Origin of the sequence: Streptomyces spinoverrucosus (genome assembly GCF_015712165.1) — a bacterium.
Taxonomy (GTDB): Bacteria; Actinomycetota; Actinomycetes; order Streptomycetales; family Streptomycetaceae; genus Streptomyces; species Streptomyces spinoverrucosus_A.
Genome location: NZ_JADPZX010000001.1, coordinates 7,582,388 through 7,607,346, shown reverse-complemented (window position 1 = coordinate 7,607,346; position 24,959 = coordinate 7,582,388). Strand labels below are relative to the sequence as shown.

Annotated in this window: 15 protein-coding genes and 2 pseudogenes; 10 read left to right on the top strand and 7 right to left on the bottom strand. The window is 70.4% G+C overall.

Going from position 1 to position 24,959, the window contains the following annotated elements; translation table 11 throughout:
* The first annotated feature begins 89 nt into the window (after positions 1–89).
* Together I2W78_RS34555 and glpK are read left to right on the top strand one after the other, a co-directional pair.
* Positions 90–677 (top strand): annotated as a pseudogene (locus tag I2W78_RS34555) (MIP/aquaporin family protein).
* 20 nt (positions 678–697) lie between these two features.
* A complete protein-coding gene (gene glpK, locus I2W78_RS34550; RefSeq protein WP_196464177.1) occupies positions 698–2,218 on the top strand; it encodes a glycerol kinase GlpK in 1,521 nt (506 codons plus the stop codon).
* Between the two features lie 84 nt (positions 2,219–2,302).
* Here glpK and I2W78_RS34545 read toward each other — a convergent pair whose 3' ends face one another.
* Genes I2W78_RS34545 through I2W78_RS34525 form a run of 5 tightly spaced genes read right to left on the bottom strand, consistent with a single transcriptional unit; the run spans position 2,303 to position 10,624 of the window.
* Positions 2,303–2,908, bottom strand: a complete 606-nt coding sequence (locus I2W78_RS34545; RefSeq protein WP_196464176.1) for a GTP-binding protein — start codon at positions 2,906–2,908, stop codon at positions 2,303–2,305.
* Entirely contained in the window at positions 2,889–6,572 is a 3,684-nt protein-coding gene (locus I2W78_RS34540) for a hydantoinase B/oxoprolinase family protein (RefSeq protein ID WP_196464175.1), read from the bottom strand. Before I2W78_RS34540 ends, I2W78_RS34545 begins: the two co-directional genes overlap by 20 nt.
* Before the next feature lie 24 nt (positions 6,573–6,596).
* Positions 6,597–6,992, bottom strand: coding sequence for a DUF742 domain-containing protein (locus I2W78_RS34535; protein WP_196464174.1), 396 nt, complete (start codon positions 6,990–6,992; stop codon positions 6,597–6,599).
* 9 nt (positions 6,993–7,001) lie between these two features.
* A complete protein-coding gene (locus tag I2W78_RS34530; protein WP_196464173.1) occupies positions 7,002–7,439 on the bottom strand; it encodes a roadblock/LC7 domain-containing protein in 438 nt (145 codons plus the stop codon).
* On the bottom strand, positions 7,436–10,624 hold the full coding sequence (locus I2W78_RS34525; RefSeq protein WP_196464172.1) for a sensor histidine kinase: 3,189 nt from the start codon (positions 10,622–10,624) through the stop codon (positions 7,436–7,438). Before I2W78_RS34525 ends, I2W78_RS34530 begins: the two co-directional genes overlap by 4 nt.
* Positions 10,625–11,041: 417 nt before the next feature.
* On the opposite strand from I2W78_RS34525, the gene I2W78_RS34520 reads away from it, so the two are divergent.
* The gene (locus I2W78_RS34520; protein ID WP_196464171.1) at positions 11,042–11,662 is read left to right on the top strand and encodes a hypothetical protein; all 621 of its coding nucleotides are present in this window, start codon (positions 11,042–11,044) and stop codon (positions 11,660–11,662) included.
* A 563-nt stretch (positions 11,663–12,225) separates the two neighbouring features.
* Here the strand turns inward: I2W78_RS34520 and I2W78_RS34515 are convergent.
* Both I2W78_RS34515 and I2W78_RS34510 read right to left on the bottom strand, forming a co-directional pair.
* A complete protein-coding gene (locus I2W78_RS34515) occupies positions 12,226–13,704 on the bottom strand; it encodes an NAD(P)/FAD-dependent oxidoreductase (protein ID WP_196464170.1) in 1,479 nt (492 codons plus the stop codon).
* 194 nt (positions 13,705–13,898) lie between these two features.
* A complete protein-coding gene (locus I2W78_RS34510) occupies positions 13,899–14,222 on the bottom strand; it encodes a bifunctional 3-phenylpropionate/cinnamic acid dioxygenase ferredoxin subunit (protein WP_196464169.1) in 324 nt (107 codons plus the stop codon).
* A gap of 553 nt (positions 14,223–14,775) precedes the next feature.
* On the opposite strand from I2W78_RS34510, the gene I2W78_RS34505 reads away from it, so the two are divergent.
* The 7 genes and pseudogenes from I2W78_RS34505 (at position 14,776) to I2W78_RS34470 (ending at position 24,955) form a co-directional block, all read left to right on the top strand.
* Positions 14,776–15,606, top strand: coding sequence for an IclR family transcriptional regulator (locus I2W78_RS34505; RefSeq protein WP_230885683.1), 831 nt, complete (start codon positions 14,776–14,778; stop codon positions 15,604–15,606).
* A 216-nt stretch (positions 15,607–15,822) separates the two neighbouring features.
* Positions 15,823–16,908, top strand: coding sequence for an S-(hydroxymethyl)mycothiol dehydrogenase (locus I2W78_RS34500; protein ID WP_196464168.1), 1,086 nt, complete (start codon positions 15,823–15,825; stop codon positions 16,906–16,908).
* A gap of 86 nt (positions 16,909–16,994) precedes the next feature.
* The gene (locus tag I2W78_RS34495; RefSeq protein WP_307783997.1) at positions 16,995–19,595 is read left to right on the top strand and encodes a GcvT family protein; all 2,601 of its coding nucleotides are present in this window, start codon (positions 16,995–16,997) and stop codon (positions 19,593–19,595) included.
* Positions 19,596–19,604: 9 nt separating this feature from the next.
* Positions 19,605–20,759 carry an N-methyl-L-tryptophan oxidase gene (gene solA / locus I2W78_RS34485; RefSeq protein WP_196464167.1) on the top strand — a complete coding sequence of 385 codons (1,155 nt, stop codon included), beginning with the start codon at positions 19,605–19,607 and terminating at the stop codon, positions 20,757–20,759.
* Positions 20,760–20,770: 11 nt separating this feature from the next.
* Positions 20,771–21,912 (top strand): annotated as a pseudogene (locus tag I2W78_RS34480) (aromatic ring-hydroxylating oxygenase subunit alpha).
* Positions 21,893–23,350, top strand: a complete 1,458-nt coding sequence (locus tag I2W78_RS34475) for an aldehyde dehydrogenase family protein (protein ID WP_196464166.1) — start codon at positions 21,893–21,895, stop codon at positions 23,348–23,350. Before I2W78_RS34480 ends, I2W78_RS34475 begins: the two are co-directional and overlap by 20 nt.
* A 48-nt stretch (positions 23,351–23,398) precedes the next feature.
* Positions 23,399–24,955, top strand: a complete 1,557-nt coding sequence (locus tag I2W78_RS34470) for an APC family permease (protein ID WP_196464165.1) — start codon at positions 23,399–23,401, stop codon at positions 24,953–24,955.
* The last annotated feature ends 4 nt before the right edge of the window (positions 24,956–24,959 follow it).

Here is a 24,959-nt window from a genome sequence, read left to right as displayed (position 1 = left end):
GGCTCCGGCTGATCGGCACGGGAGCAATGCGACGCACCCTGCACGGAGGACCGGGGCCGAGCACCCCGTCCACGGCCTAGGAGCCGCCCATGAGCAACGGAGACATCCTCGTCGGCGAGATCATCGGTACCGCGACCCTGATCCTGTTCGGTGCTGGTGTCTGCGCAACGGTCACGCTCAGATATTCGAAGGCGCGGGCTTCGGGGTGGATCGTCACCGCGTTCTGTTGGGGCTTCGGCGTGACGGGGGGGCGCCTACCAGGCGAGTGTCCGTACGACGGGCACGACCGAGGGCACGGTGGACGAGCCGACGCCGACGCTCGGCATCTTCTCCACCAGCCCGGAGATCCGGAATCCGGCCGCCAACCTCGTCACGGAGATCATCGCGACGATCTCCCTGGTCCTGCCGATCCTCGCCTTCGGGCCGACCGAGAGGCTCGGCGCATCCGGAACGACCGTGCTGATCGTCTCGCTGCTGGTCTTCGGTATCAGCCTCTCCCTCGGCGGACCCACCGGCTGTGCGATCAACCCGGCGCGCGATCGCGGCCCGCGCATGGTGCACACCTTCCTGCCGATACCGACCCAGGCACCTCCGACTCGGGCTACGCCTGGGTTCCGGTGGTCCAGCCACTCGCCGGAGGAACGCTCGCCGGCCTCATCTACAACGTAGCTTTCTGAACCGAGCCCAAGGGGTAGCCATGACGGACAACGCCGAGAAGTACGTGGCCGCGATCGACCAGGGCACCACGTCAAGCCGCTGCATCGTCTTCGACCGGAACGGCGCGATCGTCGCCGTCGACCAGCGTGAGCACCGGCAGATCTTCCCCAAACCCGGCTGGGTCGAGCACGACGCGACCGAGATCTGGTCGAAGGTGCAGGCGGTGGTCGCCGGGGCGATCGCCAAGGCCGGACTGCGTGCCGAGCAGCTCAGCGCGCTCGGCATCACCAACCAGCGCGAGACGACGGTGCTCTGGGACCTCTCGACGGGCAAGCCCGTCCACAACGCCATCGTGTGGCAGGACACCCGCACCGCCGCGCTGTGCAACGAACTGGGCGGTTCGGACGGCCAGGACCGGTTCCGCGAGCAGACGGGACTGCCGCTGGCGAGCTATTTCTCCGGGCCCAAGGCGGCCTGGCTGCTCGACAACGTGCCCGGCCTCAGGACCCGTGCCGAGCGGGGCGAGATCGCCTTCGGGACGATCGACTCCTGGCTGATCTGGAACCTCACCGGCGGCACCGACGGCGGCCGGCACGTCACCGACGTCACCAATGCCGGGCGCACCATGCTGATGAACCTGGACACCCTCCAATGGGACTCCTCCATCCTCTCCGCGATGAATGTGCCCGAGTCCGTGCTGCCCGAGATCCGGTCCTCGGCCGAGGTGTACGGGACAGCCGTGGGCCAGCTCGCAGGGGTGCCCGTGGCGTCCGCGCTGGGCGACCAGCAGGCGGCCGTGTTCGGGCAGGCGTGCTACGACGTGGGGTCGGCGAAGAACACGTACGGCACCGGCAGTTTCCTGTTGCTCAACACCGGGAACCGGCCGGTGCCGTCCAAGAGCGGGCTGCTGACGACGATGGGCTACAAGATCGGCAGTGAGGCACCGGTCTACTGCCTGGAGGGGTCGATCGCCATAACGGGCGCGCTCGTGCAGTGGTTCCGCGATCAGCTCGGCATCATCCGTACCGCCGACGAGATCGAGACACTGGCGGCGAGCGTCGAGGACAACGGCGGCGCGTACATCGTGCCCGCCTTCTCGGGCCTGTTCGCGCCGTACTGGCGTTCCGACGCGCGCGGGGTCGTCGCAGGGCTGACCCGGTACGTCACGAAGGGGCACCTCGCGCGTGCGGTGCTGGAGGCGACGAGCTGGCAGACCCGTGAGGTCGTCGACGCCATGTACCAGGACTCGGGCGTGCACATCACCACCCTGAAGGTGGACGGCGGCATGACCAAGAACAACCTCCTGATGCAGCACCAGGCGGACGTCCTCGACGTACCCGTGATCCGGCCCAAGGTGTCCGAGACGACCTGCCTGGGTGCCGCCTACGCGGCGGGGCTGGCCACGGGCGTGTGGAACGACCTCGACGAGCTCAAGGCGCACTGGGAGAAGGACGCGGAGTGGACGCCGACGATGGAGGCGTCGGTGCGGGACCGCGAGTACCACAACTGGCGCAAGGCGGTGGAGAAGAGCTTCGGTTGGCTGGAGGACGGCGTCGACTAGGCACACGCGCGCGTGCGGTGTCCTCGGAGTGCCTGGACTGCGGCCCGTACCCCAGTCGGCGGGGGTACGGGCCGTACGCGTGAGTCAGGTCGTCACGGCCTGGCGGCGGTCCGCCGCGTGCGCCATGGCGTGCTGGACGACACCGATGAGGACCTCCTTGACCGACTCCCGGTCACGCGCGTCGCACAGCAGCAGCGGGACCTCCTCGTCGAGGTCGAGGGCCTGGCGCACCTCCTCCGCCGGGTAACGGGCGGCGCCCTCGAAGCAGTTGACGCCGACAACGAACGGTATGGAGCGCCGCTCGAAGTAGTCGACGGCGGCAAAGCAGTCCTCCAGGCGGCGGGTGTCGGCCAGCACGACGGCGCCGAGCGCGCCCTCGGAGAGCTCGTCCCACATGAACCAGAACCGCTCCTGGCCGGGTGTGCCGAAGAGGTACAGCACGAGATCCTCGCGCAGCGTGATGCGGCCGAAGTCCATGGCCACCGTGGTGGTGTGCTTACCTTCCACGCCGCTGGTGTCGTCGACCGGGCGCCCGGCCTCGGTGAGCAGTTCCTCGGTGCGCAACGGCCTGATCTCGCTGACCGCGCCGACGAGGGTCGTCTTGCCCACCCCGAAGCCGCCGGCCACCAGGATCTTGAGCGTGACGGGCTCGACCGGGGGCTTGCCGCGCTCAGAACGCCCGAAGATCATCGATCTCTTCTCCTGCTTGATGGGGGTCGGGTGGCGGCGGCCCGTAACCTCCGCCACCGGGGGTTTCGATGACGAGTACGTCGCCGGGGCCGACGTCCGTCGCGTCGCTGCCGCCGAGTTCGGTGATCGTGCCGTCCGCCCGCTCCACGCGGTTGGCGCCCAGGGCGCCGGGCTCGCCGCCCGCCATGCCGTACGGGGGCACCCTGCGGTGCTGGGAGAGCGTGGAGACGGTCATCGGCTCAAGGAAGCGGATGCGGCGAACTGCGCCGTCCCCGCCGCGCCACCGCCCCGCGCCTCCGCTGCCGCGCCGGACGGAGAACTCCTCCAGTCGCACGGGCAGGCGCCACTCCAGGACCTCTGGGTCGGTGAGCCGGGAGTTGGTCATGTGGGTCTGGACGACGCTCGCGCCGGGGAAGCCGTCCCCGGCACCGGAGCCCGAGGCGACGGTCTCGTAGTACTGGTGGCGTTCGTTGCCGAAGGTGACGTTGTTCATCGTTCCGGAACCCTCGGCCTGCACGCCGAGCGCGGCGTAGAGGGCTCCGGTGATGGCCTGGGAGGTCTCCACGTTGCCGGCGACCACTGCGGCGGGTGGCTCCGGGGACAGCATCGAGCCGGACGGCACGATGATGTGGATCGGTCGCAGGCAGCCGTCGTTCAGGGGGATGTCGTCGGCGACCAGGGTGCGGAACACGTAGAGCACGGCCGCGTTGACCACCGAGTAGGGGGCGTTGAAGTTGGTGGCCAGCTGGGGTGACGTGCCGGTGAAGTCGACTGTGGCGGAGCGGTTGTCGCGGTCCACGCGCACGCGTACGCGGATGACGGCGCCCGAGTCGGTCTCGTAGGCGTACTCGCCGTCGTCGAGGGCGTCGATGACCCGGCGTACCGCCTCTTCGGCGTTGTCCTGGACGTGCCGCATGTACGCCTGGACGACGTCGAGGCCGAAGTCGTCGATCATGCGGGTGACTTCGTCGACGCCCTTCTGGTTGGCGGCGATCTGGGCACGCAGGTCGGCGAGGTTGGTCCTCGGGTTGCGCGAGGGGTGGGGCGCCTCGGTGAGCAGGCGGTGGGTCTCCTCCTCGCGGAAGCGACCGTTCTCGGCGAGCAGCCAGTTGTCGAAGAGGACGCCTTCCTCCTCGATGGTGCGGCTGCCCGCGGGCATGGAGCCGGGGGCGATGCCGCCGATTTCCGCGTGGTGGCCGCGGGAGGCGACGTAGAAGAGGATTCGGTCACTGTCCGTGTCTGCCGTGCCGCCCGTGCCGAAGACAGGGGTGATCACGGTGACGTCCGGGAGGTGGGTCCCACCGTGGTAGGGGTCGTTGACGGCGTACGTGTCCCCCGGCCGCATGCCGGTGCCGCGGCGCTGGATGACCTCCTTGACGCTGGTGCCCATCGAGCCCAGGTGGACGGGGATGTGGGGGGCGTTGGCCACCAGGTTTCCGTCCGGGTCGAACAGGGCGCAGGAGAAGTCCAGGCGCTCCTTGATGTTGACGGACTGGGCCGTGGATTCGAGTCGGGCGCCCATCTGTTCGGCGATGGACATGAACAGATTGTTGAAGACCTCGAGAAGAACCGGGTCCGCTTTCGTGTCGAGATCGGAACTCTGCGTAACCGCCGCGCGTTCCATGACCAGATGCCCGTCGTCGGTCGCCGCGGCCCGCCAGCCGTCGTCGACGACGGTCGTCGCGCCGGACTCGGTGATGATCGCGGGTCCGGTGACGGTTTCGCCCGGGGGCAGGTCCTCGCGGCGGTGGAGGGGTACGTCGCGCCAGGTGCCGCCGGTGTGGAGGCGGACGGTGTGCGGGGCGGTGGGGCGGTCCGGACGGGCTGCCTCATAGGGGGCAAGAGCGGAGAGATCAGGGGGTTCGGTGATGCCGGTGGCTTCCACGGAGAGGGCTTCGACGACGATCGGGCGGTCGAGCGTGAAGGAGTACGTGGCGCGATGACGTTCTTCGAAGTCCTGCTTCATGGTGTCGGGCTCAGTGAGCTCGACGGTGAGCGTGGTGTCGGTGCCGTCGTAGCGGAGCTGGGCGCGGCGGGTGACCTCGATGCGGTCCTCGGGGATGTCCTCCGCGAGGAGTTCGGCGCGGGCCGCGGCCTCCAGGTCGTCCGCCGTCTTGGTGACGCCGGGCATGGAAGCGGGCTCAAGGGGTGCTTCGACGGACTGTTCCCGCATGGCGGTGGTGTCGGCGAGTCCGATGCCGAGCGCGGAGAGGACGCCGGCCATGGGGGGTACGAGGACGGTTCGGATGCCGAGCAGGTCGGCCACCATGCACGCGTGCTGCCCGCCGGCGCCGCCGAAGGTGGTCAGGGCGTAGCGGGTGACGTCGTGGCCCTTCTGGACGGAGATCCGCTTGACCGCGTTGGCGATGTTGGCGACGGCGATCTGCAGGTAGCCCTCGGCGACCTGTTCGGGGGTGCGGTCGTCGCCGGTCCGGTCGCGGATCTCGTGCGTGAGGGCGGTGAAGCGGTCACGGACGAGTGGTGCGTCGAGGGGCTGGTCGCCGTCGGGACCGAACACATGAGGGAAGTGGTCGGGTTGGATACGCCCGAGCATGACGTTGGCGTCGGTGACGGCGAGGGGGCCGCCCGCGCGGTAGCAGGCGGGCCCCGGGTCCGCGCCCGCCGAGTCCGGCCCTACGCGGTAGCGGGAGCCGTCGAAGTGGAGGATCGAGCCGCCCCCTGCCGCGACGGTGTGGATGTCCAGCATGGGCGCGCGCAGCCGGACACCCGCGATCTGAGTGGTGAAGACGCGTTCGTACTCGCCGGCGAAGTGGGAGACGTCGGTGGAGGTGCCGCCCATGTCGAAGCCGATGACGCGGTCGAAGCCGGCGAGCTGCGACATCCGGGCCATGCCGACGATGCCGCCCGCGGGCCCGGACAGGATCGCGTCCTTGCCGCGGAACTGCCCGGCTTCGGCGAGCCCTCCGTTGGACTGCATGAACATCAGCCGCACGCCTTCGAGCTGGTCGGCGACGCGCTGCACGTAACGGCGCAGCACCGGCGACAGGTAGGCGTCGACGACGGCGGTGTCCCCGCGCGGGACGAGTTTCATCAGTGGGCTGACCTCGCTGGACAGCGAGATCTGCGGGAAGCCGATGCCGGCGGCCAGCTCGCCGACGGCCTGCTCGTGGGCGGGGTGAAGATGGCTGTGCATGCAGACCACGGCGACGGCGCGGATTCCGTCGTCGTAGGCCTGACGGAGCGGCTCGGCCAGGGCGTCCAGGTCGGGTGGGGTGAGGACGGTGCCGTCGGGGGCGATGCGCTCTTCGACCTCGATGACCCGCTCGTAGAGGAGCTCGGGGAGTTCGACGCGTCGGGCGAAGATGCGGGGGCGGTTCTGGTAGGCGATGCGCAGGGCGTCACGGAACCCTCGCGTGATGATCAGCAGGGTGCGTTCGCCCTTGCGTTCCAGGAGGGCGTTGGTGGCGACCGTGGTCCCCATGCGCACCGCTTCGATGGGGTCCTCGGAGCCGGACAGGAGTGCGCGCACGCCCGCGACGGCCGCGTCGGAGATGGGGGTCCCCTCGCTCGTGCGCAGCCGAGAGTGGGACAGGGCCGGGTTGTCGGACAGCAGCTTGTGGATCAGCAGCCGTCCGTCCGGGCGCCGCGCGACGATGTCGGTGAAGGTGCCGCCCCGGTCGACCCAGAACTGCCATCCTGTCACGTCTCCACCTCGCTTCCGCGCTGCTCACAGCGCCCGGAGGCCGTTGATCACGTCGCGCAGAATACTCTCGTCCGGCAGCTCGGCCGGGGGTACGGGCCGTGTCACATGGACCAGCTCCGCGTCGGTCAGGTCCCCGACAAGGACTCGTACCACTCCGATGGGCAGGTCGAGTTCGGCTGCGAGTTCGGCGACCGACTGTGGGGCGTCACGGCACAGATCGACGATGTCCACGTGTTCCGGGGACAGGGTCGGGTCCGCTTCCGGGTCGTCCACATGGGGTTCCGTGACCACCACCGCGATCAGATCGAGGCGGTGCTGGGCCGCATGGCTGGTGCGGCCCCGCGTCATGGCGTAGGGGCGGACGACCGGTCCTGCTTCGTCGTCGAACCAGTGGCTTCTTGCCTCACCGTCTGCGCTCATGCCATCCCACTACCCGCCCGAGGGCAGATCGGTGCGCGGAGCGGCGCCCAGATGCGCGCCGACCCGCTTCACGAGGAGCGTCATCTCGTAGGCGACCTGGCCGACGTCCGAGTCGGCGTCCGACAGGACGGCGAGGCAGCTGCCGTCGCCGGCGGCCGTGACGAACAGGAAGGCGTCGTCCAGTTCGACGACCGTCTGACGGACGCTGCCCGCGTCGAAGTGTCGGCCCACGCCCTTGGCGAGGCTGTGGAACCCGGAGGCGACGGCGGCCAGGTGCTCGCCGTCCTCCCGGGTGAGGTCCTTCGAGACGCCCGTCGCAAGGCCGTCGCTGGACAGCACGACGGCCTTACGGATGCTCGCGACGCGGTCCACGAGGTCGTCGAGGAGCCAGTTGAGCTCCCCGGACTTTCCGTGCTCGGTCTGGCCGGTCGCCTTCGGTGCGGTCATCGACCGTCCCCCTTAGTCGTTCCTTGTGGTGCTGTGCCGCGTTGGGCGTCGTCGCCCGCGGCGTTCTCCTGGCGGCCGCGCTGCCAGCCGCGCTGGAGCGAGGCCATACGGCTGCGGACCTCGTCGGCGTCCCGTTCGACGGGCACTGTTCGGTCCACGGTACGGCCGCCGGGGTCCTGCCTCAGCTGCGGCGCCAGGTTGGCCTGGCGGACGCGGCGTGGCAGGGCGCCGGTGCCGGACGCCTCGGAGCCGGGCTCGTCGGGGCGCGGGCGCCGGGAGGTCTCGTCCGGGTCGAGGGCAGGGACCCGGGGCTCGGCGCGATCGCCGAGGTGGGGAAGTGGAGGCTGGGCGCCGTCGCTGAGGCGGCCAAGCGGGGGCTCGCCCTCGCCGACGCGGCCGAGCGCGGGGGCGGAGCCGTCGTCCGGCTGGCCGAGCGGAGGCTCGGAGCTGTCGCCGACGCGGCCGAGCGGAGGCTTGGAGCCGTCGCTGAGGCGGCCAAGCGGGGGCTCGGCGCCCTCGCCGACGCGGCCGAGCGGAGGCTCGAAGCCATTGCCGACGCGGCCAAGCGGAGGCTCGGCGCCCTCGCTGTGGCGGGACCCGGCAAGCGGGGCGTGCTGGCCGGTGTCATCGGGCAAGGAGCCGGGCTGCCCCTCGGCGTCCCTTTCCTTGGAGACGTCGCCCAAGGCCCTGCCCGGGTGCTCCGAAGGCTCGTTCCCGTCGCGGTTCGTGGGCTCGCTCGGGTCGTTGAGGCGGCCTGGGCCAGGTGTTCGGCCGAGTGCGGAGCTGCCGCGGCGGCGGGTCGGGAGAGGGGGCGTGCGGTCCCGGTCCGGGCGGCGCGAGGCGGGGCCGGTCGAGTTCTCCTCGTCGGTGTCCGCTCGCCGGGACCGCTGGTCGGTGACCGGGCGGCCGTGCGAGCTGACCAGTTTGGGTGTGCGGCGTTGGGGCAGCGGCACTGGGGGGTTGACATGATCGTCCGTTTCGGAACGAGCAGGTCCGGCGCCGCGGGCGTCGGCCCGGGTGGTCGTGTCCTCGTCGGCGCGGGTAAGGGCGCGGCGCGGGCGGAACAGCCCGCCCCGTTCGCTCGCCTCCTCGTCGAGTGCGCCGGGGAATTCGTCGATGGCGTCGAGGTCGACGGGGCCCTCCAGTTCGACCGGCCCGTCCAACAACCCGGCGGGCAGGCCGGGCAGTTGCACCGGCACGTGGGAGAGCGCGGTTCGGCGGCTCTCCTCGAGCTCAGCCTCCTTGGACGGGCGCGGGCGGTCCAGGCGGAAGCCGACGCCGTTGGTGTCGGGCACCTCGTCCGTCAGCAGCGAGTCGGGAACGAAGACGACGGCGGTGGTGCCGCCGTACGGGGACGGCTGCAGCGAGACCCGTACGTTCTGCCGCTGGGCGAGCCGGCTGACCACGAACAGCCCGAGTCGGTCGGTGTCGGAGAGCTCGAACTCCGGCGTCTCGGCGAGCCGGAGGTTGGCGTCCAGCAGGGCTTCGGCGGCCATGCCGAGGCCGCGGTCGTGGATCTCCAGGGTGAAGCCGTTGGCCACCCGCTCGCCGAGCACCTGGACGGCCGTGTGCGGCGGAGAGAACACGGTGGCGTTCTCCAGGAGTTCGGCCACGAGATGGGTGAGGTCCGCGACCGCCGGACCGGTGACGGCGGTCCGGGGCAGGCGGCGGACCTCGATGCGTTCGTAGTCCTCGACCTCGGCGACGGCGGCCCGGACGATGTCCATCAGCTGGATGGGCTTCCGCCACTGCCGGGAGGGCGCGGCGCCGGAGAGGATCACCAGGCCCTCGGCGTGCCGTCGCATACGCGTGGTGAGGTGGTCGAGGCGGAAGAGGTCGGCGAGTTCCTCGGTGTCCTCGGTCCTGCGCTCCATGGTGTCAAGCAGCGTGAGTTGTTTGTGGAGCAGGACCTGGCTGCGGCGAGCGAGGTTCACGAAGACCTCGGACACGCCGGCACGGAGTTCGGCCTGCTTGACGGCTGCTTCGACGGCGGCACGCTGCAAGGTGTTGAGGGCCTGGCCGACCTCGCCGATCTCGTTCCTGTCGAACTCCAGGCGCGGGACCTCGGTCTCCACGTCGACCTGCTCGCCCACGGAAAGGCGGCGCATCACGCTGGGCAGCCGGACGCCGGAGGCCTCGTGGGCCTCCAGGCGCAGTTGCCGCAGGTCGCGGACGAGCCCGCGGCCGATGCGTATGGAGACGACGAGCGAGAGCAGGACAGCGATCAGACCGAGGACACCGGCCACGACGGCCTTGACGATGATGCCGGTGGCAATCGGGCGAACGCGGTCCTGATAGCGGTCCGCCGCCTCGTCGTCGAGGGTGCCGAGTTCGTCGAGCACGTTGCCGGCTGTGGTGTCCCAAGTCTGCGCGGAGACTCCGCCGGCGTCACCCGAGGCTGCGGACACGGCGGATTCCTCGGCCACGCGCAGCGGAGCGGTGGCGGCGTTCTTCCAGAAGCGCTCGTACCGCTCACGTTCCGAACTGGGCAGCAGCGGCAGGTTGGTGTCGTACAGGACGTTCCGCTGGGCCACGAGATCGGAGATGTCACGGATCTCGGCGCGGGAGAGCTCGCCGACGACCAGGGCGGAGCCGAGGAGGGCGTCCTCGCGGGAGAGGAGTTCGCGGGCACGGACCACGTTGACGAGGGCGCGGTACTGGGTGTCCATCTCCACGTTGTCGACGACGTGGAAGTCACCGAGGAGGACGAAGCAGGGGTCGACCAGGCGGTTGTAGAGATCGAGCGCCTGGGAGCGGTTGACGGTGCCGTCCTCCACACTCTGGCGCAGGGATTCGATGCCGTCGAACGCGTCGAGAACGGCGATCAGCCGTTCGCCCGAGGTCTCGCCGAGGGCGTCGCGCACTTCCGGACTGTCGGCGTTCCTACGGACCTTGGCGATGGCCTCGTCCGTGGCGGCGCGGCTGCGGCCGAGAGCGGCGAGGCCGTCGGAGGCACGGGGGTCGGCGAGATGGACCAGGGTCTGGCGGCGTTCCTGCTGAAGGACCCGGACGACGTCCTCGGTGGGGTAGCCGATCTTCTCGACGACGGACGACGCGCTGAACAACTGGGCTGCCTCGCGTCCCGTGAGTGCCGTGGCGAAGGCCCAGATCGCGGTCAGGGACAGCAACGGCACGAGAAGCAGCGCCACGATCTTCCGGCGGATGGACTTCCCGCGAAAGCGCATGGCCTCCCCCAGCTCGACCCCCCACCGGCAGGGGGTACACATGTGCGTCAACAAACGGCGCGAGCCTACTACCGACGCACCCGTAACTCGAAGGGTGTTCCGGAAGGAGTGCTTCCATACGCGTTGTGATCATGGGGAGTTGTCCGGTCATTGCGGGAGATTGCCGCCTTGAATCTGGCGGCACCCGTGAAGCCGGATCCGGTCAGCAAGTCTGGGTGTTTGGCCGGAATTTTTCGCCCGGTGGGAATCTTCGGGGCGCACCGTTCGTCCTTCTCTACAGGAAATGGGGGCGGAATCGGCCACAGGAGCCGCATCCTGCACCCGGGCGGCGTAAAACAGCGCAAGCCGGGCAGCCAATGGGGAGTCGGTCTTCGGACTGGGGCGATCGGTCTGCTGGCGGTGGGGAGTGACACAGTGATGGGCACGGCGGAGCGGCATGAGGCGCCCGGCACAGGTGTGGTCGCACACATGACGGCGCGGCGGGGCGCCGAGGCGCCGGATCGCGACATTCGGGTGGGCGGACTGACGGTGCCGGACGGGGACCTGACGACGGAGGCGAGCGAAGGGGAAACTGGGGCCCGAGGGGCGCAGGCTTACGAGGGCGCCTCGCGGTCCCCTGAGCCAGAGGCATCCCAAGAGCGACCGCATTATCGGCCGTTGTGGGTCGAGGAGCCCGCGAAGCGGCGTCGGCTGCCGGATCCGGTGCGGACGGCCGCGGTGCGGGCGGTGCTCATCATGGCCGTGACGTTGATACAGGCGATGGTGGCGTTCCTGTGCACCCTTGCCGGGTCCTGGCTCGCGTTCCCCATGGTGCTCAGCAGTATCGCCAGCACCGTGGTGGCCACCTGGAGTGTGCTCGACGTGTGGGTGACACGTCAGGTGTGGAGCCAGCGCAATGGTGTGGTGTCGACACCGAGCAGCACGGCCCGGGCGCTGCGCCGCGAACGCCGCCAGGCCCGACGACAGGCCCGTGCCGCCGAGCGGGCGCAGGAGCGGATACGTCGGCGGGGCGGGGCGGGGCAGTTGTCGCATCCCTGAGGCGGTCGGGTGGTCGGACGGTTGGGGTGGGCCCGGTTGGGCGAGTGAGCCGGCTCGGGCCGGCTGGGCAGGCGGCGGCACGGGCGTGCGCTCCAGGGGCCTTCCGAAGCGGGGCGCGGAGCCAAGGACCCCTGGCAGGGCCTACGCTCCAGAGCGTTCCGAAGCGGGGTGGGAGCCCACGAACACCCCCGGCGGGCCTACGCTCACGGCTTCGAAGCGGGGCGAGCCCACGAACCCCCGGCCCGCTTACGCTCCAGAGCTTCGAAGCGGGGCGCGGGCCCAAGGACCCTGCGGGGCCTACGCTCCAGAGCGTCCCGGAGCGGGGCGAGCCCACGAACCCCCGGCGGGCCTACGCTCACGGCTTCGAAGCGGGGCGCGGGCCCAAGAGACTCCAGTCGGCCTGCGTTCCAGAGCCTTGCGAGGTGGTGCACCACCCCACCCACTAGCTCCCGCCCGGGCGCCTTCTGAGACAGGGCATGCACCCAAGCAAACTCCCTGCGGCGTGCGTCCAAGAGCTTTCCGAAACGAGGGTTTGCGCCTGCGAGTCTCTGCGGAGCACACGCTCAAGAGCTCTGTGAGGGAGCTCGCACGTTCCCCACCCCGCGCGCGAGTTCGCGTCGTACGCGCAGGAACGGCCGTGGACGGTCCACCGCGAGTACGGCGGTAGTACACCCCTCCCGCTCGTACAGCGCGAGGAAGCCGCCGCCGTCCGGTGCGGTGGCGTCGCCCTCGACGATGCGGACCGTGTCGCCGTCCTGGCGGCGGCCGGCGAACTGGATGCGTGCGCCGTACTGGTCGGACCAGAAGTACGGCACGGAGCACACGGTCTCGACTGTGCGTCCGGCGAGCAGGTTGGCCACGGCGACGCGGGGTTGCTCGGTCGCGGAGGTCCAGTGTTCCGCACGGGAGCCACCGACCCGGGCGACGTCGCCGACGGCGACCACCTGCGGCAGTGATGTCACGCAGCCGTCGTCGCACAGGACGCCGTCGTGCAGGGCGAGCGTCGAGCCTGTCAGCCAGCCGGTGTTGGGGGTGGCGCCGATGCCGATGATCACGATGTCGGCGGGAAGCGTGCGACCGTCGGTGAGAGCCACGCCGGTGACGGTGCCGCTGCCGCGCGGCCCGGCCGATCCGGCGACCGCGCTACTGCCAGGCGGTCCGGCCGCTCCGGTGACGGCACCCCAACCATGCGACCCAGCCACGCCGGTGACGACGCCCTCACCATACGGCTCGGCTACTCCAGTCACGGCGCCCGCACCAAGCGCCCCTGCTACTCCGGTCACGGCGCCCGCAGCACCACACGCCCCTGCCACTCCGGTCATGGCGCCCGCAGCACCACACGCCCCTGCCACTCCGGTCACGGCGCCCTCACCAAGCGCCCCTGTCACTGCCATGACGGCGCCCGTACCGCGCAGCGCAGCCACTCCCGTCCCGGTGATCAGCTCCACTCCACCCCGCCGGTGGAGTTCGGCGCAGACGGCGGCCATCTCGGGGCCGAGTTGGGGCAGGAGCGGGAGCGGGGCGGCCTCGATGACGGTGACGCGGTGACCGAGGGCGGCGCACGAGGACGCTGTCTCGGCGCCGATGAATCCGGCGCCGATGACGACGACGCGGCGGGGGCCACGGGTGAGTTCCTCGCGCAGGGCGCGGGCGTCGTCGAGGGTGCGGAGGGTGTGGATGCCTGTGAGGTGGTCGCCGGGAAGGCGGCGGGCCGAGGCGCCGGTGGCGATGACGAGGCCGTCGGTGGGGACGGCGCGGCCGTCGTCCAGTAGGACGGTGCGGGTGCGGGGATCGAGGCCGCGGGCGCGGATGCCGAGGAGCCACTCGGCCTGGAGGTCGGCGGTTTCCTCGGGGTCGGTGAGGGCGAGTTGGGTCTCGTCGGTGCGGCCGGTGAGGAAGTCCTTCGACAGGGGCGGGCGGTCGTACGGACGGTGGGCTTCGTCGCCGACGATCACCAGCCGGCCCTCGAAGCCTTGGGCGCGCAGCTCGCGGGCGGCGTACAGACCGGAGAGCGAGGCGCCGACGATGGTCACGGTCCTCATGCGGCGCGGGTCCTTTCTGGGGCGGGGGTTGGATGGAGCAGAGACACGCCAGAGCGGAACAGCGAAACAGGCGAAGGGAGGGCGAATGCACCGGAGCCACGCAGCCAGCGGGACTGACAGTGCCGGCGACTTGCGTGGAGTACGCCGCCGGGCGAGGGCAATTACAGGCCCCGGGCCCCCTCAGCCCCCTCACGTCACGCGGCACTACCCTCCTCCGCCGCCAGGTGGACGTGGATGATCCCGTCGTCCACGGTCACCCGATGGGTCCGCACGGCGCGGCGAGCGGGCAGGCAGGTCGGTCGGCCCGTGCGCAGGTCGAATGACGCCGCGTGGAGTGGGCATTCGATCAGGCAGCCTTCCAGCCACCCCTCGGAGAGGGAGGCGTCCTGGTGGGTGCAGGTGTCGTCGATGGCGTACAGCTCGCCGTCCTCGGTGTGGAACACCCCGACGGGCGGAGTGGTCTCGACGCGGACGGACTCGCCCTCGGGGAGGTCTTCAAGGCGGCAGACGGGAATCACGGGCCCCCCTCTCAGTCCTGGACACTCGGTCCGGACGTGTGTGGTCCAGGCGTAACGGATGGATCGGACAGGGCAGCCCGATCAGGGAGTGCGGATCTTCGTTGGTCCGGCAGAACTGCGGCGTGCACTGCCTAGCAAGGGAGTTCGAGAGACTTCACGAGCACGGAGCACGGAGCACGGAGCACGGAGCACGGAGCAGCGCCGACCCAACGCCGGGACCAGCGTCAGTCCGCAGCCGGACCAGCAGCGGCCTAAGGCTCGGACCAGCGACAGCCCACGCTCGGACCCGCGACGACCCACGCTCGGACCCGCGACAGCCCGAACTCGGACCCGCGACAGCCCGAACTCGGACCCGCGACGACCCAAGACCGGCCCCCCGTCGGTTCGGACAGTTCGGCCCCCTTCCGGGTGCCCGACGCTTCGGTAACATGATGTTTCGTATGGCGCACGAGTCGGCGCTATGCGCAACAGAATCCGGGCGGGGCGACCGTCGCGTCAAGGGTTTCCCGCAGATGCGGCCCAAACAGGGCCGTCAGGTGGTGAGAGTTGAGCTATGGCCCGCACGCAGAAGCAGTCCGACCACGGCGAGGAGACCGTCGACAAGAGCGCGAGGCAGGGCGGCAGGGGCGCGGCCAGCGCCGTGCAGTCGGTGGACCGTGCGGTGAGCGTGCTGGAGATCCTCGCCCGGCACGGTGAGGCGGGCGTCACCGAGATCGCCGACGAGCTGGACGTGCACAAGTCCACGGCGTTCCGGCTGCTCGGCGTCCTGGAGAACCGCGGCCTGGTGGCCCAGGCGAAGGACCGCGGCAAGTACTACCTGGGCGCCGGCGTACTACGCCTGGCGGGGGCGGCGGCGGTGCGGCTGGACATCTCGCAGGAGGGCGTCCCGGTCTGCCGGGAACTCGCCGACGAGCTCGGCGAGACGGTGAACATCGCGGTCCTCGACGACGACGCGGCCGTCAACATCATGCAGGCCCGCGGCACCGCGTCCGTCACCGCGCAGAACTGGCTCGGCCGGCGCACCCCCCTGCACGCGACCTCCAGCGGCAAGGTGCTGCTGGCGCACATGCCGCCCACGCTGCGCGAAGGTCTGCTCGCGCGGTCGCTGCCCCGGTTCACCGAGCGCACCATCACCGGCGCGACCATGTTGCGCGGCGAGTTGGAGGCCGTGATCGAGCAGGGGTACGGCGTGACCATCGAGGAGCTGGAGCTGGGGCTCGCCGCCGTGGCCGCGCCGATCCGGGCGCACGACGGCAAGGTGCTCGCCGCGATCAGTGTCTCCGGGCCGGTGTACCGGCTGAACAGCGACCGGCTGCCCGAGCTGACCAAGCGCACGGTGGCGGCGGGCGCCGAGCTGTCCCGGCGTATGGGATACGGCTTCTGACCGAGGGTCGGGCAGACTCCCGACGCAGCACGAACCGCAGTGCGGGACCGGGAACTTCCTGGTCCCGCACTGCTGTGTGTCCAGCACGTTTCGGCCCCTGCGGCTGCTTTTGCCGAGGGTTAACCCGCGCCCCTTGACGGCCCCGTGACGGCGTTCTCACTATGTTCCCTATCGCGCAACCCATCTTGTATTGCGCAACAGCAGAGGAGCTAGGTCGTGCCACATGAGGTCCGTGCCGTAGTTGCTGTCAAGAAGGGCGCACCCGTCGAGGTGCGGACGATCGTCGTGCCCGATCCGGGGCCCGGAGAGGTCCTTGTGGCCGTGCAGGCCTGCGGGGTCTGTCACACGGATCTGCACTACCGGGAGGGCGCGATCACGGACGACTTCCCGTTTCTGCTGGGCCATGAGGCGGCCGGCACGATCGAGGCGGTCGGCGAGGGTGTCACCGACCTCCGCCCGGGCGACTATGTGGTGCTGGCGTGGCGGGCTCCGTGCGGTTCCTGTCGTTCCTGTCGGCGGGGCCGGCCCTGGTACTGCTTCGACTCCCGCAACGCCACCCGGCCGATGACGCTGCTGGACGGCACCCCGCTGAGCAACGCGCTCGGCATCGGCGCGTTCGCCGAGAAGACGCTGGTCGCGGCCGGTCAGGCGGTGAGGATCGACCCGGCCGCCCGTCCCGAGGCCGCGGGTCTCATCGGCTGCGGTGTGATGGCGGGGTACGGTGCCGCGGTCAACACCGGGAACGTCGGCCGGGGCGACTCGGTCGCCGTCATCGGCTGCGGCGGCGTCGGCAACGCGGCCATCGCGGGCGCCTGCCTCAACGGCGCCATGAAGGTGATCGCCGTCGACATCGACGACAAGAAGCTGGACCAGGCCGAGAAGTTCGGTGCCACGCACACCGTCAACTCCCGAGGCACGGACCCGGTGGCGGCGGTCCGCGAGCTCACCGACGGTTTCGGCGTCGACATCGCCATCGACGCGGTCGGTCACCCGGAGACCTTCAAACAGGCCTTCTACATGCGCGACCACGCGGGCCTGCTGGTCCAGGTCGGCGTCCCGGCACCGGAGATGAAGGTCGAACTGCCGCTGATCGACGTGTTCTCACGGGGCGGCGCGATCAAGTCCTCCTGGTACGGCGACTGTCTGCCGAGCCGCGACTTCCCGTTCCTGATCGACCAGTACCTGTACGGGCTGCTCGACCTCAACGCCTTCGTGACCGAGACGGTCGCGCTGGACCAGGTGGAGGAGGCGTTCGCCAAGATGCACCGGGGCGAAGTGCTGCGTTCGGTGGTGGTGCTGTGAGCGCCCACCGGACCGTAGGAGCAGAACGCGTCGTCGCCTCCGGCGCGAACAGCGAGCTTTCCGACGGCCACACCCTCACGCCCGAAATTCGCCCGCAGCAGCCGCGCGTGGTCATCGTCGGTGGCGGCATCGTCGGCTGCTCGCTCGCCGACGAGCTCACCGCCCTCGGCTGGTCCGACGTCACCGTCCTGGAGCAGGGCCCGCTGCCCGCACCCGGCGGATCCACCTCCCACGCGCCCGGCCTGGTCTTCCAGACCAACCCGTCCAAGACGCTCACGGAGTTCGCGCGGTACACGGTCGAGAAGTTCTCCGCCCTCGAAGCGGACGGCCTCTCCTGCTTCGACCAGGTCGGTGGTCTGGAACTCGCCACGACACCCGAGCGCCTGGCCGACCTGCACCGCAAGGCCGGCTGGGCCGCGGCCTGGGGTGTCCGCGGCGAGGTGGTGAGCGCTGCCCGCTGCAAGGAACTCTGGCCGCTGATCGACGAGTCGATCGTCCTCGGCGGTTTCCACACACTCGACGACGGACTGGCCCGCGCGGTGCTCGCCGCCCGGGTCCAGATGGAGCGGGCCACCGGGCGGGGCGCCCGGTTCCTGGACCGCCACACGGTCACCGGAATCGAAAGCCAGGACGGCCACGTCACCGCAGTCGTCACCGACCGGGGCTCTTTCCCCGCCGACCACGTCGTCTCGGCGGCCGGATTCTGGGGTCCGGTCGTCGGCCGGATGGCCGGTGTCGACGTCCCCCTGCAACCCCTCGCACACCAGTACGTCAGGACGATGCCGCTCCCCGAGCTCGGCGCCGCCACGACGGAGGCCTCGAAGCCCATCCTCCGCTTCCAGGACCGCGACCTCTACTTCCGTGAACACGCCGACCGCCTCGGCATCGGTTCCTACGCCCACCGACCACTGCCGGTCGACCCGTTCACGATCCCGCCGTACGACGAGGCCCGGGCCCGGGGCATGGACATGCCGTCCTCGTATCCGTTCACGCCGGACGACTGGGCCGCGAGCTGGGACGACTGCCGTCGGCTGATGCCCGCGCTCCGCGACACCGCCATCGACATCGACCTCGGCACGGCTTTCAACGGCGTCTTCTCCTTCACCCCGGACGGCATGCCGCTGCTCGGCGAGTCGCGCACCGTCAGGGGCTTCTGGCTGGCGGAGGCGGTCTGGGTGACCCATTCCGCGGGGGTCGCCAAGGCCGTCGCCGAGTGGATGGTGAACGGGCGTCCGGCCATCGACGTGCACGAATGCGACGTCACGCGTTTCGAGGAAGCGCAGCGTTCACCGTCGTATGTCCGTGAACGCGGTTCACAGCAGTTCGTCGAGGTGTACGACGTCATCCACCCCCTCCAGCCCCTGGAGCACCCCCGCCCCCTCCGCGTCAGCCCCTTCCACACCCGCCAGCAGCAACTCGGCGCCTACTTCCTCGAAGGCGGCGGCTGGGAACGCCCCCACTGGTACGAGGCCAACGCGCCCCTCGCCGACGCCCCCCTCGCCAACTCCTCTCTCTCCGACGGCATCGAGCCCCCCTCCCGCGACGCCTGGTCCGCCCGCCACTGGTCCCCCATCGCGGCGGCCGAGGCGAAGGCGACCCGCGAGCGAGTCGCCCTCTACGACATGACACCCCTGCGCCGCCTCAAGGTCGAGGGCCCCGGCGCCCTGGACTTCCTCGACCGCATGACCACCAACAACCTCCGCAAGAAACCCGGCGCGGTCACCTACACCCTCCTCCTCGACGACACCGGCGGCATCCGCTCCGACCTCACCGTCGCCCGACTCGCCCCCGACCGCTTCCAGGTCGGCGCCAACTCCCCCGCCGACCTCGACTGGCTCCTGCGCCACGCCCCCACGAACGTGCACATCGAGGACATCACCTCCGGCACCTGCTGCATCGGCGTCTGGGGCCCCCTCGCCCGCGACCTCGTCCAGCCCCTCACTCCCGACGACTTCTCACACGAGGCCTTCGGCTATTTCCGCGCCCGGCAGACGTACATCGGCCATGTCCCTGTCACGGCCATGCGCCTGTCGTACGTCGGTGAGCTCGGTTGGGAGTTGTACACCACCGCCGACCTGGGCCTGCGCCTCTGGGACACCCTGTGGCAGGCCGGGCAGCACCTCGGCGTCGTCGCGGCCGGCCGCTCCGCCTTCAACTCCCTGCGGCTCGAAAAGGGTTACCGGGCCTGGGGCGTCGACATGACCGACGAGCACAACCCCTTCGAGGCGGGCCTCGGCTTCGCGGTGCGCATGGACAAGCAGCACTTCACCGGCAAGGCGGCACTTGAAGCGGCCCAGTCACCGCAACAGGCCCGGTCACCGCAACAGGCCCAGTCACCGCAACAGGCCCAGTCACCGCAACAGGCCCGGTCACCGCAACAGGCCCAGTCACCGCAACAGGCCCGGTCGGCGGCGTCACCGCCCCGCCGCCTCACCCCCCTCCTCCTCGACGACCCGGCCTCCGTGGTCCTCGGCAAGGAGCCCGTATATGTCGACGGCTCCCCCGCCGGTTACGTGACCAGCGCGTCGTACGGCTACACCCTCGGCCGCTGCATCGCCTACGCCTGGCTGCCCGCGGCCCTCACCACCGGGACCGCCGTACACATCGACTACTTCGGCGGGAAAGTCGCGGCGACCGTCGCCGACGAGCCGCTCTTCGACCCGAAGATGACCCGCATCCGCCGTTAGGAGAGCCGTATGTCCCCCACGTACGACGTGATCGTCATCGGTCTCGGCGGTATGGGCAGCGCCGCCGCCCACCACCTCTCGGCGCGCGGCGCGCGCGTCCTCGGCCTGGAGAAGTTCGGCCCCGTCCACAACCGGGGCTCCAGCCACGGCGGTTCCCGGATCACCCGGCAGTCGTACTTCGAGGATCCGGCCTACGTCCCACTGCTGCTGCGCGCCTACGAGCTGTACGACGAGTTGGAGCGGGCCACCGGACGTCGGATCGCGATCCTCAGCGGCGGCGTGATGGTCGGCCGCCCCGACTCGCGGACCGTCTCCGGCTCGCTCCGCTCGGCCCGGCAGTGGGGTTTGCCGCACGAGGTGCTGGACGCACGGGAGATCCGCCGCCGGTTCCCGACCCTCACGCCCCGGGACGACGAAGTCGCCCTCTACGAGCGGAAGGCGGGCCTGCTGCGTCCGGAGAACACCGTCGCCGCACACCTGCAGCTGGCCGGCCGCCAGGGCGCCGAGCTGCACTTCGACGAGCCGATGACCCGCTGGGAGCCGTACCGGGACGGGGTTCGGGTGCACACCGCGGAGAACACGTACACGGCCGGGCAGTTGGTGATCTGCCCGGGCGCGTGGGCGCCGCGGCTGCTCACCGACGTCGGGGTGCCGTTCACGATCGAGCGGCAGGTCATGTACTGGTTCGAGCCGAAGGGCGGTATCGGGCCCTTCCTCCCGGAGCGTCACCCCATCTACATCTGGGAGGACACCGAGGGCGTCCAGGTGTACGGCTTCCCGGCCATCGACGGCCCCGGCCTCGGCGCCAAGGTCGCCTTCTTCCGCAAGGGCGAGGTCACCACCGCCGAGACCATCGACCGGACGGTGTACGACCACGAGGTCCAGGCCATGGCGGACCACATGGCGGACCGCATCCCGGAGCTGCCGGGCACCTTCCTCAAGGCCGCCACCTGCATGTACTCGAACACTCCGGACGAGCACTTCGTCATCGCCCGCCACCCGGCGCACCCCGGGTCGGTCACCGTGGCCTGCGGTTTCTCCGGGCACGGCTTCAAGTTCGTGCCCGTGGTCGGGGAGATCCTCGCCGATCTGGCCCTGACCGGCACGACCGGCCACCCCATCGGCCTGTTCGACCCCGCCCGCCTCGCCGCCGCGCCCGCCTGAGGAGCCCCGCCGTGTCGACGACCCCGCTCTCCCCGAGTCTGATCGCCACCCTCCCCGGTGCCTACTACACCGACCCGGGGATCTTCCGGCAGGAACAGGAACTCCTCTTCGAGTCGATGTGGTTCTGCGCGGTCCGCAGCGCCGACCTCGCCGCCCCCGGCGCCTTCCGCACCGTCCAGGTCGGCCGCGAGAACGTCCTCGTCACCCGCACCCGCAAGGGCGAACTGCGCGCCTTCCTCAACGTCTGCCGCCACCGAGGCGCCCGGCTCTGCCTGGAACAGGAGGGCCTGATCCGGCGCAACCTCCAGTGCCGTACCACGCGTGGACGTACGACCTCGACGGCACGTTGATCGCTGCACCCAACTTGATCAAGATGCCTGACATTGATCGTGTCGCGTACGGGTTGATCAAGGTCCAGCTGCGCGAGTGGCTCGGCTACGTCTGGGTGTGCCTGGCCGACGAACCGCCCTCCTTCGAGGAGACGGTGATGGGCGCGGCCGTCGAACGGCTGGGCGACGCGGCCGCGATCGAGCACTACGGCACGGAGAACCTCGCCCTCGGCAAACGCATCTCCTACGACGTGAAGGCGAACTGGAAGCTGATCGTCGAGAACTTCATGGAGTGCTACCACTGCGCCACGATCCACCCCGAACTGACCGACGTCCTGCCGGAGTTCGCGGACGGCTACGCGGCCCAGTACTACGTGGGACACGGCGCGGAGTTCGGGGAGGAGATCCGCGGCTTCACGGTGGACGGCAGCGAGGGCTTCCGCCCCCTCCCCGACCTCACCGAGGATCAGGACCGCCGCTACTACGCGATCACCGTCAAGCCGACGGTCTTCGTCAACCTCGTACCGGACCACGTCATCCTGCACCGGATGTTCCCGCTCGCCCACGACCGCACGGTCGTCGAGTGCGACTGGCTGTACTCGCCGGAGGTGGTGGCGTCGGGCGCGGACGTGTCGAAGTCGGTGGAGCTGTTCCACCGTGTGAACGTGCAGGACTTCGACGCCTGTGAAAGGACTCAGCCGGCCATGGGGTCCCGCGCGTACCGAAAGGGCGGTGTGCTGGTTCCCAACGAGCACCACATCGGCCTCTTCCACGCGTGGCTGACCGAGAAGCTGGGAGGCGGGCATGCGGGATCTGCTCATTGACGGCGAGTGGCGCGGTGCCCTCGACGGAGGCACCCGCGAGATCCGCTGCCCGGCCGACGGCTCGCTGGTCGGGGTGGTGGACGAGGCGGGCGGCAAGGACACCGCCGAGGCCGTCGCCGCGGCCCGCCGCGCCTTCGACGCCGGCCCCTGGCCGCACACGGCCCCGCAGGAACGCGGTGACCTGCTGCTGCGCGTCGCCGACCTCCTCGTACGGGACCGGGCAGCGCTCGCCCGCGCCGAGTCGCTGGACACGGGGAAACGGCTGGTCGAGAGCGAGTACGACATCGATGACGTCGTTGGCTGCTTCCGCTACTACGGGCGGCTGGTCGCCACCGAGACCGGGCGGGTCGTCGACACCGGCCGCGCGGGCGTCGACAGCCGGGTGGTGTACGAGCCGGTCGGCGTCTGCGCGCTGATCACCCCCTGGAACTACCCGCTCCTCCAGACCTCCTGGAAGGTCGCCCCCGCCCTGGCCGCCGGCAACACCTTCGTCCTCAAGCCCAGCGAGCTCACCCCGCACACCGCGATCCACCTCGTGCGGCTACTCGCGGAGGCGGGGCTGCCGGCCGGGGTGGCCAACCTGGTCCTCGGCGCCGGTCCACAGGCGGGCGCCCCGCTCGCCGACCACCCGGACGTGGACCTCGTCTCCTTCACCGGCGGTCTGGAGACCGGCCGGCGGCTGATGGCGGCCGCCGCCAGGACGGTGAAGAAGGTCGCCCTGGAACTCGGCGGCAAAAACCCCAACATCATCTTCGCCGAAGCCGACTTCGACACCGCCGTCGACATGGCCCTGACCTCCGTGTTCCTGCACTCCGGTCAGGTGTGTTCGGCGGGCGCGCGGCTGCTGGTGGAGGACGCGCTGCACGACCGGTTCGTCGACGAGGTCGTACGGCGGGCGAACGGGATCCGGCTCGGGGGACCGTTCGACGAGCGGACACAGAGCGGGCCGCTGATCTCGGCGGCCCACCGTGCCAAGGTCGAGGCGTACGTCGCTCAAGGGCTGGCGGAGGGCGCGGTGCTGCGCTGCGGCGGGAAACGCCCCTCGGGACCAGGCCTCGACGACGGCTTCTACTACCTGCCGACCGTGCTGGACGAGTGCACCGCCGCCATGTCCGTGGTCCAGGAGGAGTCCTTCGGCCCGGTCCTCACCGTTGAACGCTTCACCGGTGAGGACGAGGCGGTGCGCCTCGCCAACGACACGATCTACGGGCTGGCGGGCGCCGTGTGGACCAGCGACGAGGCCCGGGCCGCGCGGGTCGCGGCGCGGCTGCGCCTGGGCACGGTGTGGATCAACGACTACCACCCGTACGTCCCGCAGGCCGAGTGGGGCGGCGTCAAGCAGTCCGGGACCGGGCGCGAGCTCGGGCCGTCCGGGCTCGCCGAGTACCGCGAGACGAAGCACATCTGGCGCAACACCGCGCCGTCGCCCCAGGGCTGATTCGCGACATAGTCCTGCAAAACCACCCCGCCGACCAGGAGTCCGCCGATGGCGACAACGCAGCAACCATCCGGCCCGCACCAGGACGACGTCGAGCTCGCCGAGTTCGGCTACCGCCCCGAACTCAAACGCACCCTCGGCAACTTCCACACCTTCGCCGCCGGGATCAGCTACATCTCGATCCTGACCGGCACCTTCCAACTGTTCTACTTCGGCTACGGCAGCGGCGGCCCGGCCTACTGGTGGTCGTGGCCGCTGGTCTTCGCCGGGCAGTTCATGGTGGCCCTGTGCTTCGCGGAGCTGGCGGCCCGCTATCCGGTCGCGGGCTCGGTCTACAACTGGTCGAAGAGGATAGGCAATCCGCATCTGGGCTGGCTCGCGGGCTGGATGATGCTGGTCGCCTCGATCGTGTCGATCGCCGCCGTGGCCCTGGCATACCAGCTGACGCTTCCGCAGATCTCCTCGTTCTTCCAGTTCGTCGGGGACGGCACCGGCACCTACGACGTGGCGACCAACGCGGTGATCCTGGCCGCGGTGCTGATCCTGTTCACCACCGTGGTGAACGCCTTCGGCGTCAAGCTGATGGCCCGGATCAACACGGCGGGCGTGTTCATCGAGCTGATCGCCACCGTCGTACTGATCGCGCTGCTCGCGGCGAACATCACGCGCGGCCCCCAGGTCGTCACGGACACCGCCGGGACCGGGGCGGGCCACTCGGCCGGGTACCTGGGGGCGTTCCTGGTGGCCTCGCTGGCGTCGGCGTACGTCATGTACGGCTTCGACACGGCCGCCTCGCTCGGCGAGGAGTCGCTGGACCCGTCCCGGAACGCGCCGCGCGCCATCATCCGCGCGATCGTCGCGTCCTTCGTGCTCGGCGGGCTCGTGCTGCTCCTGGCGCTGATGAGCGTCTCGGCCCTGAACGGGGAGAAGCTGTCGACTCAGGGCCTGCAGTACATCGTGCTCGACGTGCTCGGTCCGACGGCCGGCAAGGCGATGCTGTGGTGCGTGCTGATCGCGGTGACCGTGTGCGCGCTGGCCGTGCACACGGCGGCGATCCGGCTGGCGTTCGCCATGGCCCGGGACAACAACCTGCCGGCGTCCGCCCTGCTGGCCCGGGTCAGCCCGCGCTTCCAGACACCGGTACTGCCCGCCGTGATCATCGGGGTCCTGGCGCTGGCGATCCTCGTGGTCAACATCCGCCAGCCGCAGATCTTCACCGTCGTCACCAGCATCGGCATCATCATGATCTACCTGGCCTATCTCGGCGTCACCGTGCCCATGCTGGTGGCCCGGCTGCGCGGCAGGTGGCAGCCGGCCGAGGGCAGGTTCTCGCTGGGCCGCTGGGGGCTGCCCGTGAACATCGCCGCGGTGCTGTGGGGCGCCGCCATGACCATCAACCTGATCTGGCCACGGGCCTCGGTCTACAACGCGACGGCCCCCTTCCACTGGTACCTGCGGTGGGGTGCCGTGCTGTTCGTCGCGATCATCGCGGGCGGCGGGTTCGCCTACTACTGGTTCGTGCAGCGGCACCGGACGGGCGTCCTGGCCGAACACCGTCTTCAGACCCAGCCGACCGCTCCGCTCGCCGCTCCCGCCGCCGACTGAAGGA

What these genes read in the sequence shown, in the direction of transcription:
- I2W78_RS34470 (WP_196464165.1), top strand. Translation starts at nt 23,399, where the DNA reads ATGGCGACAACGCAGCAACCATCCGGCCCGCACCAGGACGACGTCGAG.
- I2W78_RS34505 (WP_230885683.1), top strand. Translation starts at nt 14,776, where the DNA reads ATGGCCCGCACGCAGAAGCAGTCCGACCACGGCGAGGAGACCGTCGAC.
- solA (WP_196464167.1), top strand. Translation starts at nt 19,605, where the DNA reads ATGTCCCCCACGTACGACGTGATCGTCATCGGTCTCGGCGGTATGGGC.
- I2W78_RS34530 (WP_196464173.1), bottom strand. Translation starts at nt 7,439, where the DNA reads ATGACCGCACCGAAGGCGACCGGCCAGACCGAGCACGGAAAGTCCGGG.
- I2W78_RS34475 (WP_196464166.1), top strand. Translation starts at nt 21,893, where the DNA reads ATGCGGGATCTGCTCATTGACGGCGAGTGGCGCGGTGCCCTCGACGGA.
- I2W78_RS34535 (WP_196464174.1), bottom strand. Translation starts at nt 6,992, where the DNA reads ATGAGCGCAGACGGTGAGGCAAGAAGCCACTGGTTCGACGACGAAGCA.
- I2W78_RS34520 (WP_196464171.1), top strand. Translation starts at nt 11,042, where the DNA reads ATGGGCACGGCGGAGCGGCATGAGGCGCCCGGCACAGGTGTGGTCGCA.
- I2W78_RS34525 (WP_196464172.1), bottom strand. Translation starts at nt 10,624, where the DNA reads ATGCGCTTTCGCGGGAAGTCCATCCGCCGGAAGATCGTGGCGCTGCTT.
- I2W78_RS34545 (WP_196464176.1), bottom strand. Translation starts at nt 2,908, where the DNA reads ATGATCTTCGGGCGTTCTGAGCGCGGCAAGCCCCCGGTCGAGCCCGTC.
- I2W78_RS34515 (WP_196464170.1), bottom strand. Translation starts at nt 13,704, where the DNA reads ATGAGGACCGTGACCATCGTCGGCGCCTCGCTCTCCGGTCTGTACGCC.
- glpK (WP_196464177.1), top strand. Translation starts at nt 698, where the DNA reads ATGACGGACAACGCCGAGAAGTACGTGGCCGCGATCGACCAGGGCACC.